We start from the raw sequence: 13123 nt of genomic DNA on the forward strand, positions 1-13123 counted from the left end.
TAAAGCCTACGCTCCGTAATTCGCTTCGCTTGCTGGTTCATGGCTAACGATCAACTTCAAAGCTCCATTCCTGCTCATAAGTAAATAGCTAACTGAAAGCATAGCATCCTATGAAATCATAAATTACCTAAAATAATAATGAGAAACCACTAAAAGATATAAAAACAATTTAAGGAGGAATTATCTTGGCGAATTTACCTGAACAATTTGAAAAACAAAGAGATTACTTGGTATGTGTGGACTCTGATGGTTGTGCAATGGACACCATGAATGTGAAGCACTTTGAATATTTTGGGCCATTAGCGGCTGATGAATTTAATATTCAAAATAAAGACCAATTCCAAGAAGACTGGAACCGGGTTAACTTGTTCTCATCAACACGTGGGATTAACCGCTTCAAGGCTTTAGTGATCTGCTTGAACAATGCTAAAGAAGCTGGCGAGGACATCATTAATATTGATGCCTTAGCGGAATGGACTGAAACGACTTCATCCTTATCTAACGGTTCCCTAGAAGATACCTTGAAAGACCAAGATGATGAGTCCCTCAAACGTGCCCTTTCTTGGTCACAACGGGTGAACAAGGGGATTGAAGAAGAATTAGCTGGCAATGACAAGCCTTTCCCAGGCGCTAAGGACGGCCTTGCTGCTATTAGCCAAAAGGCAGACCTTGCTATCGTATCATCGGCTAACTCAGAAGCCCTCAATTCTGAATGGACCCGCCACGGTTTAATGGACTATGTGGACGTGGTTTACGGCCAAGAAGCAGGCTCTAAGAAAGATGCTATTGCCAACCTCTTAGAACACGGCTATGACAAGCACAAGATCTTGATGGTTGGGGACGCACCTGGCGACTTGAAGGCAGCAACCGACAACGGTGTCCTCTTCTACCCAATTGTCTTCGGTCAAGAAGAAGAAAGCTGGGCTGGTCTCGAAAGCACTGGCTTGGACAAATTCCTGAACGATGACTATGCCGGTCAATACCAAGAAAGCAAGATCAAAGAATTCGAAGACAACCTAGCTAAACACGACAAATAATTAGGAGGATATGCACTTATGGCTAAAAAAGCTGAAACAATTGTACAAATGAAAGAAAACTATCTTTTCGCTGTTATCCGTGGGGAAAGCGAAGAAGATGGCTACATTACCTCTAAAGCCTGCTATGAAGGCGGCGTGAAGAACATTGAAGTGACCTTCTCCACTCCAGGGGCTGAACGCGTGATGGCTCGCTTGGCTGAAGAATTCAAGGGCACGGACATGGTCGTTGGGGCTGGTACCGTTCTTGACCCAGTGACAGCTCGCATTGCGATCTTAAACGGGGCAGAATTTATCGTATCCCCAGCTTGGAACCCTGAAGTGGCTAAGATCTGTAACCTCTACACAGTACCTTATCTACCAGGTTGTGGGTCAGCGACTGAAATCCAAGAAGCTTTAACTTTAGGCTGCGAAATTGTCAAAGTCTTCCCAGGTGGCGTACTTGGTTCTGGCTTCATCAAAGATATCCATGGTCCACTTCCACAAGTTGAATTAATGCCTTCCGGTGGCGTAAACATCGACAACATGGAAGAATGGATCGACAAGGGTGCTTGGGCAGTTGGTGTGGGCTCAGCACTTACCAAAAACTACAAAGCAGAAGGGGCAGAAGGCGTTAAAGCAACCGCTAAGGAATTTGCGGACCGCCTAGCTGCAATCTTGGCTGATAAATAATGCTCAAAAAAGTTGTAACTCTGGGAGAGCTCCTGCTTCGGCTAACGACTGAGAGCAGTGAGCGTTTCTCACAAGCCCAAAACTTTGAAGCGACATTCGGTGGCTCAGAAGCAAATATTGCGGCCACTATCGCCCATCTCGGCATGTGGGCCAGCTTTATCTCAGCTGTGCCTGCTAATGAAATTGGTGACGCAGCTGTTGAATTTATGCGTAAGAATGGGGTACACACCGGCTACATTCTTCACCAAGGCCCCCGTTTAGGGATCTATTTTGCGGAGAAGGGGCACTCCATCCGGCCTTCGAAGATCGTCTATGACCGCCAATACTCTTCTTTTGTGGAGTCCAAGGTGGAAGACTATGACTTTGATTTAATCTTTGAAGATGCCAACTGGTTCCACACCTCTGGCATTACAGCCGCCCTGTCACCTGAACTCTTTGAGCTCAGCAAGCAGTGCATGATTGAAGCCAAACGCCGGGGGATGAAGGTCAGCTTGGACTTGAACTACCGGGCCAGTCTTTGGGGCTTTGAAGAAGCCCGTCATGCCATGGCTGAACTGGCACCTTATGCGGATCTCTTAATTGGGATTGAACCGCTCTTCCTGCCCGATGTGGATGGCAATGACTACAAGGACAACCGCGACATCAAGCTGCCTTATGACTTCAATACTATTGCGCCGATTCTCGAGCAGATTGCTTCCCACTACAAGTTGGAGAAGATCGCTTTGACCAAGCGCAAGGTTATCAATGCCAGCCGCAATATCCTCCAGTCCTATCTCTACGATGCCAAGGACCATGAACTTTACCCATCCAATGTCTTTGATGTGGATATCATCGACCGGATCGGGGGCGGGGATGCTTTTGCAGCCGGCTTGATCTACGCCTTGAATACGGACAAGTACACTGACGCTGAGGCCATCCAGTTCGCCAATGCGACCTTTGCCTTGAAACATACCATTCCAGGCGACATGGCCATCGTTAACCTCAAGGATGTCGAATCCCTCATGTATCGGGGAAGCAACTTCGACGTCCAACGCTAATGAATTAGAAAGGGGCAATCCATTTATGCCATTTATTAATGACGACTTTATGTTACAGAGTGAAACTGCCAAGCACCTTTACCACGACTTCGCAGAAGATATGCCAATCTACGACTTCCACTGCCACCTGAGCCCACAGGAAATTGCGGAAGACCATGAATTCGAAAACGCTACTGAACTCTTCTTAGGTGGGGACCACTACAAGTGGCGTGGTTTACGTGCTATGGGCTATCCTGAAGATTTAATCACTGGGGACGCACCAGCTGAAGACAAGTTCAAAGCTTGGGCAGAAACCGTTCCAAATACGATCGGGAACCCACTCTTCCACTGGAATGCATTGGAATTAAAACGTTACTTCGGCATCGATGAAATCTTATCAGAAGATAACTGGAAAGAAATCTATGACAAGGTTAATACGAAATTACGCGATGAAAAATTAACCGCGCGTCAATTGATCAAGAATTCTAACGTGACCTTCATCTGTACGACGGACAACCCATTCGACAGCTTGGAATACCACAAACAAATTGCGGAAGATGATTCCTTTGACGTTGACGTAGTACCTGGCTTCCGTCCAGATGGGGCCTTCAAAGCTGGCGAACAAGCCTTCGTTGACTTCTTAGCTAAGATGGAAGAAGCGAACGGCATCCACATCGATTCCTTCGCTAAATTAATGGAATCCTTGGAAGACCGGATCAAATTCTTCGGTGAACACGGCTCTCACGTGTCTGACCACGGCTTGAAAGTCTTGGCTTATGCTGACTCAACCGAAGAAGAAGTCGAAGAAATCTTCCAAAAAGCAGCTAAGGGCCAAGCTTTAACAGAATTGGAATACGCTAAATTCCAAAGCGCGCTCTTAGTTGAATTGATGAAGATCTACAAACGCGAAGACTTTGTATTCCAAATCCACTTCGGTGCCATCCGCGACAACTCCACGCGTATGTTTGAAAAAACTGGCTTCGACTCTGGTTTGGACTCAATCAACGACCAAGGCAATGTGGCAGAAGCCCTCAACCGTCTCTTAGACGCTGCGGACAAGACCGACGAATTGCCTAAGACTATCATCTACCCATTGAACCCAACCTACTTCGACCTGGTTGCAACAACCTTGGCTAACTTCCAAGGCAACGAAGATGGTCAGAAGAGCCGTTGTCAATTAGGTTCTGGCTGGTGGTTCAACGACACCAAATACGGGATGTTGAAACAATTCAAGTCCTACGCTGAAGCTGGCCTCTTGATGAACTTCGTCGGCATGTTAACCGACTCTCGGAGCTTCACTTCTTATACCCGCCACGAATACTTCCGTCGTCTCTTCTGCGATTACATCGGCGATCTAGTAGAACGCGGTGAAATCCCTAACAATGACGCTCTCTTAGAGAAACTCATTACCAATGTCTGCTACAACAATGCGGTAAACTTCTTCTACGACGAAGAAAAAACCGTAGAAATTGGCAAATAACTTGCAAATTTCATAGCATTCGCTACAATAGAAGTAGCTGAAGAATGACAGAAGGGAGGACACTTACGAATGACTAAGCCAAAGCAAAGCCTAGTAAGTGTGACTCATTCCGGCCATTCTTTATGCCCAAAAATCTTATATTGTCAAATCCAACTAGTCCAGTTTATGCTGGGCTAGTTTTTTCTTATGTGCAGGAAGGAGTGACTGGATTGTTCTTGCTTTTCAATAAATTTCAGCGGAAAGGTTAAGGTGATCCAATGCCAATCAAGGCCGTATCTCGCTATTAGGCGTTACATAATAAAGAAAATAAAGAAAGAAGACCAGCTGGGCGGCTGGTCTTTTAGATGTCCTCTAACAGGTTCTAACAAGCGCACTGCAGTTAAGGAGCATTAAGCAACGCCATATAAGGCAATTGCTAACAGAGGAACAATGATAAAATATGGTATCAATAACAAGATAATAATAGAAATACTGCTTATGATTATCGTTAAGAATTGATGGGTATGATTTAAGAGAAATGTATTTCTTATAATCTGTTTGATGAAAACATACTGAGGAACAAAAGTAATGATATAGACCGTGATGAACACATATAGATCTTCCAAATCAAAGGAAATGCTTTTTAGATATTTAGGAATTATCCATCCAAAAAGAGCTATTGGCAAAAGATATTGATCAATGATGATAAATAGAATCAAACTAAGAAGCCAAATCATATAGAAGCGGGAACAATATTTAATTTGTTGCGAATTCTTAGTGTTTGATCCGAATGATAGGTGTAAAGCTAGCTTGTTTAATAAAAATTGGATGATAAATAGACTAGTTAAAATAAGCAAAATTCTCATGACTGACCACCCTCAATGAAATCGATACACTTTATACGGGCCTGCAGATACTTTATTAAGTTAAAAGAAAACGCTTTCTTTATTATTTATTTTATCATGATATAAATAAATATAGAAATATTTTTTAATGCTACTTTGTCCTTTATGCCAATGAAGGAAAGCTAAGCGCTAGCCCTCACAGCCTGTAGTCGGGTTCGACTTGGCAAACTCGGAGCAATTTCATAATTAAGAAACGAGCGAATGCTTCGCTCTTATTCTTAATTGCTCCAATCATTCGAGTCCAAACGCCAAGTCTCACACCCTTATTTTTTACTGGAAAATGCCAAGAATAGCTGTCAGTTTGCTATATATTTGTTATAATAGGACTACTTTAATTAAGAGAATGATGAGAAAGCGAAAGGATGAACATTATGGATAAAGTCATCGTAAAAGGGCTGAAGAAGAGCTTTGGCGATAATGAGGTTTTGAAGGACATTAACTTTAAGGTAGCTGAAGGGGAAGTGGTTTGTGTGATTGGCCCTTCAGGTTCTGGGAAATCGACCATGCTGCGTTGTCTGAATCGCTTAGAAGATATTGACGCTGGGGAAGTGATGGTCGACGGGGTCAATATTTCCGATCCTTCTATCGACATTAACAAGGCCCGGGAAAATGTGGGCATGGTCTTCCAACAGTTTAACCTTTTCCCACACTTAACGGTTCAAGAGAATATTGCTCTGGCACCGGTGGAATTGAATAAACTGAGCCAGGCTGAGGCGGACCAAAAAGCCTTAGAACTCTTAGAAACGGTGGGCTTAAAGGACAAGGCTGATGCCTATCCTAACTCGCTCTCTGGGGGCCAACAGCAGCGGGTGGCGATCGCGCGCGCCTTGGCTATGAGCCCAGACTTGATGCTCTTCGATGAACCGACTTCCGCCTTGGACCCAGAAATGGTTGGGGACGTGCTGGAAGTGATGAAGGACCTGGCCGAAGAGGGGATGACCATGGTGATCGTGACCCACGAAATGGGCTTTGCTCGCGAGGTGTCGGACCGGGTTGTCTTCATGGATGGAGGCTATATTGTTGAAGAGGATGTCCCAGAGAAACTCTTCAGCCAGCCTGAAAATGAACGGACTAAGAGCTTCTTGGATAAGGTCCTGCATTAATTGTAAAATAGTGGTCGCAACCATGCCTTGCTGCTCATGAGTGGATGCCAAGCTGATTTTTCTTTGCTGATTATGGAGTCGGTGAGCAGGGAAATGTGCGGTGAACTGCTATTTGCTCTTAAGACTCGCGAGCGCAAATTGGCGGCTGCTATTTGTTCTCAAACTTTTCGAGCGCAAATTGGTGAGCTGCTATCTGCTTTCGGAGCTCTCGAGTGCACATTGGCGATTTGTATCTGCTCTCAGGACTCCTAAGCGCAGTTTGGCCCTGCCCTTAGATCCTGAAATGGCTAAGGATCAGCTTCAAAGCTCCAATTCCACTCACAATATAGATGGTTAAATATCTTTTATCTACAAGGCATTAATTTTTTGATTCACTAATGCTAATAAGAAGAGAGTGTGACAAAAGTCGATCAGGCCTGAACCACTGGAACGAACTATGGGAAATCGTTGTTAAACGATTGGACATAGGTCGTGAAGTGGATGTCATGACTGACTTTTGGAACACGTTTTTGAAAAATGTTCGCTTTTTAAAAAGAGGCCGGAACTTTTGTCCCAGCCTCTTTTTTTGCTTCTTCACTAAATGGTGCTAATGCGCATGCCTTGCGCTGTTGAATTTGGGCCTTGAATGCTTAGAGGATCAATCATGGCTTATCCCCTTTTGTACTTTATCCGTCAGTCATTGACGCTCCAGTGCTTTAGACCTGACCAAGTTTTCTTAGATGCCTCTTCTTTACCAGTTCTTAAATAAGATTGGTACATATTTGCCGATAAAGATGATAAAATAACAATTGACTATATGACGATCTCTGGGAGTTTTCCCAGGCTTTTAAATTAATCAAGTATGGGAGAAGATAGTATGCAGAATTTAGCAGTGGGTATTGATAAGATGGATTTTTATGCGCCGGGTTATTTTGTCGATATGGCGAACTTAGCCCAAGCGCGCGGGGTGGATCCTAAGAAGTTTAATGAAGGAATCGGCCAGGACCAAATGGCTGTGCCGCCAATTACGCAAGATATCGTGACTATGGGAGCCAATGCGGCTGACTTCTTGACGGAGGAGGACAAGGCGGCCATCGATATGGTGCTCGTGGGGACGGAGAGCGGAATTGACCAGTCCAAGTCTTCCGCTGTCTACATCCACCACCTGCTCGGCATCCAGCCCTTCGCCCGGTCGGTGGAGCTCAAGGAGGCCTGCTATAGCGCGACCGCTGCCCTCCACCTGGGGCTAGACTATGTGCGCACTCACCCTGAGCGAAAAGTCCTCGTCGTGGCTTCCGATATTGCCCGTTATGGCTTGGAAACCTCTGGCGAAGCAACCCAGGGGGCAGGGGCAGTGGCTATCCTCCTCGCAGCCAATCCCCGCCTCGCCCTTGTCGACCCAGACTCTGCCTTCATGACGGAAGATGTGATGGACTTCTGGCGGCCTAATTATACAGATAAGGCCATGGTGGACGGCAAGTTGTCCCTCCGCCAGTACACCCATGTTCTCGAACAGGTCTGGGACAAGTACCAGGCAGAGACAGGCCTGACCTTGGATGATTTCGAAGCGGTCTGCTTCCACCTGCCTTATACTAAGATGGGGCTCAAGGGCCTCCGCCGCTTGATGAAAGGAGCTAGCGATGAGAAGAAGGATAGTCTGCGGACCTATTTTGAAGCTAGCGAGCAGTACAGCCGGCGGATCGGGAATGTTTACACAGGTTCCCTCTACCTCAGCTTGATCAGCCTATTGGACCAGGCAGAGGGCCTCAAAGCGGGGGACCGGATCGGTATGTACAGCTACGGATCGGGTTCGGTAGGTGAGTTCTTTAGCCTGATCTTAGCGGATGACTTCCAAGCTGGCCAGGATAAGGCGGCCCACGAAGCCTTCTTAGACCAACGCGAGGAGATCTCGGTAGACCGCTATGAAGCGCTCTTTAACGATGTCTTACCGACTGATGGCAGCGAGCTGACCCTGACAGCTGAACATCCGAGCGAGACCTACTATGTCCAAGGTATCGCCGACCACCAACGGCATTATGCGAAGCGGTAAAAACAATAACTATTAAAAGCCCTCTGCCGGGGAAAACTTGGCAGAGGGCTTTTGTCTTTGATTTTATTCATCCGTCTTATTTTGGCGGAGGTCGGCGAGGAGGTCGCGGGCGGTTTCTTGGTTGATGTTGGTGCTTTCGGCGAGGGCCTTGGCGAGCTGGGCGACTTCTTCGCCTTCAGCTCCGACTTGGATGGCGACGGACCGGGCGTGGAGGGCCATGTGACCGGACTGGATGCCTTCAGAAACTAGGGCGCGCAAGGCGGCTAAGTTCTGGGCTAGGCCAATGGCGGCGATGACCTGCATGAGTTCTTGGGCGGGCAAGTGACCGAGCAAGTCCTGGCTCAGCTTGGCTTGGGGATGGATGCCGATAGACCCGCCCGCGGTCCCCACAGCTAGGGGCAGGCAGAGTTCGCCCTTGAGTCTTTCATTATTTTCATCATAGGTCCAAATAGCCAGGCCGCGGTAGGCGCCGTCCTTAACGGCGTAGGAATGGGCGCCGGCTTCGATCGCTCGCCAATCATTGCCCGTGGCGAGAACGACCGCATCGATGCCGTTCATGATGCCCTTGTTGTGGGTGGCTGCCCGGTAAGCGTCCACCTGGGCCAGGTCGCTAGCATAGGCAATCCGCTGGGCCACCAGGCTTCCAGCTAGTCCAGGCCGGCTGAGCTTGCGGGCGGGAATGTCGCATTGGACGCGCACCAAACACTGGTCGGCGTGGTTGGAGAGGATGGCCATGAGAGGATCGAAGAGAGGCTTGTCATCTTCAGCCAAGGCCTGGTTGAGGGCCAGGCAGCTTTGTTCCTTGACGGCTTCCAACATAGTATTCATCATATTAGCCCCCATAGCTTCCTGTGTATCGACATCCAGGTAGATGAGGTAGAAGCCCCGCTCCTGATAGCTATAGTAGGCAGACCGGACAGCACGTGGGCCGCCGCCGTACTTGAGGATAGCTGGATAGGCAGTGCGCGCCCATTCTAGGATCGTTTCTTGGTGCTTACTTACCCAGTCAGCGAAGGCCTTCTGGGTGTTGGGATCATCGGGCCCTGTCAGGCAGACCTGGCCCGTCATTAAGCGCGAAATAACCTCCGCTTGGAAGCCAGAGCCGACACTCACAATTTGTCCGGCGAAGTTACTGGCCGCCACCACGCTAGGTTCCTCGGTCACCATGGGCACGATATAGGCCTTGTCGTTAACTTTCAAGTTCAAGCTCAGGCCCATGGGAATCTGGTAGGTCGTGATGACATTTTCAATCATCTGGTCGGCCATCTCCAGGGACATCCCTTCTCCCTCGGCCAGACTTTGGCAGGTCTCAGCAGCTAGGATGCCTGCTTCTTCTAAGACCTGCCAGCGCTCGGCCAAGGTCTTTTTATGAAAATGTCGCCAAATTTTTTTGCTCATGGTGGATTCGCTCCTTTATTATCATTGCTTTAAGTATAATATATTCCCGGTCTTTAGACAAAAGATTGGAGGGGAGTAGCTTGTTGGATGGGGACTGTGCTAGGGGCATGCGTTCCGTTTTGAGTTTGATCGTTAAATATTCTGGGGATCAACACGGCTGAAGCCGTCTTGTACTTTATCCGTAAGTCGCTAAAGCTCCAACGGCTAAAGCATAGCACCGGTTCGGGCCAAGGTCCCTCACCTAGCGAGACTCAAACGTCTCGTACGGCTACGCCTACGATACGTAATTCGCTTCGCTTGCTCGTTCACGGCTAACGATCACTTTCAAGCTCCACTCCTGCTCATTAGTAAATTGCAAGCTGAGCCCTTAAATGATTTATTAAAAGTAAAAAAATGTGTTGTGAGGGTAACTTTGCAGACTGTGACAATGTAGTTCTGCCTTGCGCTGTTGAATTTGCTTAGCTAAGCTTTAATTCGAGCTTCTGCTTGTGTTGGGGCTTGCCAAGCCGCAGGTGAAGATTCTAATCTGTGTTGAGCCTGTCCAAGCCACACTAGAAGGTCCCAATTGTGTGTAGGGTCTTGCCATGCCACACTAGAAGGTCCCAATTGTGTGTAAAATCTTCCCAATCCTCACTTGACCATCCTGCTTGTGGATAGAAAGTTAGTAAGCCACAATTGAGGCTCTTCTCTGTGGCTTGGCTCCAGGCAATCCCCAGTCCAGGCTGGCGATTGTGGCTTCCTGGCTCCTGGTCAGAATCATTGGCCAGGTAAATTTCACCTTTCCAATAAAAATGCCCCAAATAGGCTCGAGGCACTATTTTGGGGCCATTTTTTTGAGGGTATAGTTCTAATCCTTCACAATCTTCAGCACTTCTGCTTCCATCTGGTCGATGGACAGAATTTTTTTGTCGCGGATGTCAGCGGCTTCGAGTTCTTCGATGGCTTGGGGGTAAGGCACCCCGCTCAGCTCGCGCAGCTTGGCCAAACGTTCGCTGATCGAGGCTTGGTCGGCGTCTTGACCAATTGCTTGGAGGACGGTGGCTGGGAACTTATAGGGACTGGCGGTGGATACGATGACACCGGCTTTGGCGCCTTCTACTTGGTCCAGGTACTTGCGATAGCTCCGTGAGGCCACGGCGGTATGGGGGTCCATGAGATAGTCGTTTGCTTCGAAGACTTGCTTGATTTCGTCCTTAGTTTCGTCTTCGCTAGCAAATTCCCCACTGATGCCTTGGAAGGCTTGGAATTCTTCTGCGGTGACTTGGTAGAGGCCGTCCTGGTCGAGCTGGGCCATGAGGGCGGTCAAGTGGTCGCTATTGTCACCCAGGGCATGGTAGAGCATACGCTCGAAGTTGGAAGAAACCAGGATGTCCATGGAGGGGGAGATGGTGAGCTTGAAGTCCCGTTTGCGGTTGTAGGTCCCGGTCTGGAAGAAGTCATAGAGGACCTTGTTGTCATTAGAGGCACAGAGCAAGTGGTTGACAGGCAGGCCGCAGCGTTGGCCGTAGTAGGCAGCTAGGATATTGCCGAAGTTGCCGGTGGGGACGGTGAAGTCGATTTTTTCTCCGGCGGTGATGGCGCCTGCCTTAACTAATTGCGCATAGGCATAGAAGTAGTAGACGACTTGGGGCAGGAGTCGGCCGATATTCATGGAGTTGGCTGAAGAAAACTGGGCCCCTTGGTCAGCAAGTTTTTGGCGGAGGTCAGGGTCGTTGAAGAGGGCCTTGACCTGGGTCTGGGCATCGTCGAAGTTTCCCTTAACGGCGTAGACATAGGTGTTGGCGCCTTTTTGGGTGAGCATCTGCTTTTCTTGGATGTCGCTTACGCCACCCTCTGGATAGAAGACAGCAATCTTAGTCGAAGGCACGTCTGCGAAACCCGCCATGGCAGCTTTTCCGGTGTCCCCAGAAGTTGCGGTCAGGATAATAATTTCCTTATCGTTGTGGTTGATTGCCGCCGCCTGGGTCATCAGGTGGGGCAGGATGGATAGGGCCATGTCTTTGAAGGCGATGGTCGCGCCATGGAAGAGTTCCAAGTGATAGCGGTCGCCAACTTTGGCTAGGGGTGCGATTTTTGGATCATCGAATTTGTCGTCGTAGGCAGCGTCGATACAAGCGCGGAGAGCCTCCGGACTGTAGTCATCCAAGAAGGGACTAAGGATGAACTCGGCCATCTCTTGGTAGGAGTAGTCCTTGAGCTGGTCCCAATTGAGATCGAATTGCGGGAAGGATTGGGGAACGTAGAGGCCGCCGTCTGGTGCGAGCCCCTGGAGAATGGCTTGGGAAGCACTGACAACTTGCTTAGGATTGCGGGTAGATTGATAGTACATGCTGGGTCTCCTTTTTAATTTATTTAGCTTGATTCTAATAGTTATATCATAATTGAATTTTATAGACATTTGCAACTGTATTCTTGCAAAATTATGCTATAATGAGGATACATCGGATTATGATTTGAAGACTTGAAAATAGTCTATTGCTTATGATAAGATTAAAAAGTATCTATTTTTAGGTAAACGAATCGATTTCAGGAGGTAAATACATGAAATTTGTAGCAAAGAAACGTGAAGCTGCAGGGACAAACGCATCTAAGAAATTACGTCAAGAAGACTTAGTACCAGGCGTTGTTTATGCTAGCGACTTAGAACCAATCAACATCAGCATGGACCGTGCTGACGTGGAATTAATCGAACGTGAACTCGGGATCAACTCTGTGTTCGAACTTGAAGTTGAAGGCGAAGGCTCACGCACTGTCTTCCTACGTGATATCTCACGCGCAGCCTTGAAACCAATCATCTATAACGTCAACCTTCAAGCTATCAAGAAGGGTGAAAAACTTGAAATGGATATCCCAGTTTACATCGAAAACGAAGATAAACTGGCTAACCCAGACGGCGTAGCAGCCTTGAACTTCTTCGAAGTAACCGTTAAAATCGACCCAGCTACCGCACCAGAATACATCGTAGCTGACGTTGAAGGCTTAGACATCGGTGAAAACATTACCGTTGGCGACTTGACCTTCGAAGGCATCGAAAACGCTGAAATCATCACTGAACCAGAAGAAGTCATCGTTTCCATCGCTGTTCCAACTGAAGAAGCAGAAGTTGACGAAGAAGTCGTTGAAGCAGAACCAGAAGTTATCAACGAAAAAGAAGCTAAAATCGTAGAAGAAGACGACTAAAACAGGGTGTAAGCAAAGGCGGTTAAAAAGGGATGATTGGAGGCAAAAAAGATAAGAGCGGCAATAGCCGGTCGTTCTCTTTTGCTGAAGTCACTCCCTTTTTGCCTTTGCGAGCCCGACTAAACAGGGTGTGAGCAGTTGCGTTCAGACTTGAATGACTGGAACCCAAACGGAAAAGAGCGGCTTTAGCCGATCCTTCCGATTGGGTGAAGTCAGTTCAAGTCTGCAACTGCGACCCCGACTAAAACAGGGTGTGAGGGAGCGCGGTAGAAGTGGACCTCTGGAGCAAAAAGCTGGAGAAGTCTGAAAGACTTCGAAAGATTTTTG

At 47.8% G+C, this 13123-nt stretch carries 10 protein-coding genes; 7 read left to right on the forward strand and 3 right to left on the reverse strand.

Annotation, left to right across the window (positions count from 1 at the left end):
* Positions 1–185: 185 nt before the first annotated feature.
* From HMPREF3090_RS04600 to HMPREF3090_RS04630, 6 genes are all read left to right on the forward strand, one after another.
* Positions 186–1037, forward strand: coding sequence for an HAD family hydrolase (locus HMPREF3090_RS04600; RefSeq protein ID WP_067972530.1), 852 nt, complete (start codon positions 186–188; stop codon positions 1035–1037).
* Positions 1038–1055: 18 nt separating this feature from the next.
* Positions 1056–1706, forward strand: coding sequence for a bifunctional 2-keto-4-hydroxyglutarate aldolase/2-keto-3-deoxy-6-phosphogluconate aldolase (locus tag HMPREF3090_RS04605; RefSeq protein ID WP_067972527.1), 651 nt, complete (start codon positions 1056–1058; stop codon positions 1704–1706).
* Positions 1706–2743 (forward strand): sugar kinase, encoded by a 1038-nt coding sequence (locus HMPREF3090_RS04610; RefSeq protein ID WP_070486059.1) that lies wholly within the window; start codon positions 1706–1708, stop codon positions 2741–2743. The genes HMPREF3090_RS04605 and HMPREF3090_RS04610 overlap by 1 nt, the downstream gene beginning before the upstream one ends.
* A gap of 25 nt (positions 2744–2768) precedes the next feature.
* Entirely contained in the window at positions 2769–4202 is a 1434-nt protein-coding gene (gene uxaC / locus HMPREF3090_RS04615) for a glucuronate isomerase (protein ID WP_067972521.1), read from the forward strand.
* A 1252-nt stretch (positions 4203–5454) separates the two neighbouring features.
* A complete protein-coding gene (locus tag HMPREF3090_RS04625) occupies positions 5455–6189 on the forward strand; it encodes an amino acid ABC transporter ATP-binding protein (RefSeq protein WP_269465296.1) in 735 nt (244 codons plus the stop codon).
* 856 nt (positions 6190–7045) lie between these two features.
* Complete coding sequence (locus HMPREF3090_RS04630; RefSeq protein ID WP_067972512.1) at positions 7046–8218, forward strand: hydroxymethylglutaryl-CoA synthase; 1173 nt, start codon at positions 7046–7048, stop codon at positions 8216–8218.
* A gap of 63 nt (positions 8219–8281) precedes the next feature.
* Here HMPREF3090_RS04630 and HMPREF3090_RS04635 read toward each other — a convergent pair whose 3' ends face one another.
* From HMPREF3090_RS04635 to thrC, 3 genes are all read right to left on the reverse strand, one after another.
* The gene (locus HMPREF3090_RS04635) at positions 8282–9616 is read right to left on the reverse strand and encodes a hydroxymethylglutaryl-CoA reductase, degradative (RefSeq protein ID WP_070486061.1); all 1335 of its coding nucleotides are present in this window, start codon (positions 9614–9616) and stop codon (positions 8282–8284) included.
* Between the two features lie 551 nt (positions 9617–10167).
* Complete coding sequence (locus tag HMPREF3090_RS04640) at positions 10168–10431, reverse strand: hypothetical protein (protein ID WP_067972506.1); 264 nt, start codon at positions 10429–10431, stop codon at positions 10168–10170.
* Between the two features lie 32 nt (positions 10432–10463).
* Entirely contained in the window at positions 10464–11945 is a 1482-nt protein-coding gene (gene thrC / locus HMPREF3090_RS04645; protein WP_070486063.1) for a threonine synthase, read from the reverse strand.
* A gap of 212 nt (positions 11946–12157) precedes the next feature.
* Here thrC and HMPREF3090_RS04650 point away from each other — a divergent pair, with 212 nt between their 5' ends.
* Positions 12158–12796: a 50S ribosomal protein L25 gene (locus tag HMPREF3090_RS04650; protein ID WP_067972500.1), complete on the forward strand. Its 639-nt coding sequence runs from the start codon at positions 12158–12160 to the stop codon at positions 12794–12796.
* Positions 12797–13123 lie beyond the last annotated feature (327 nt).

Source organism: Aerococcus sp. HMSC23C02, from assembly GCF_001806805.1.
In the GTDB taxonomy this organism is placed as follows: Bacteria; Bacillota; Bacilli; order Lactobacillales; family Aerococcaceae; genus Aerococcus; species Aerococcus sanguinicola.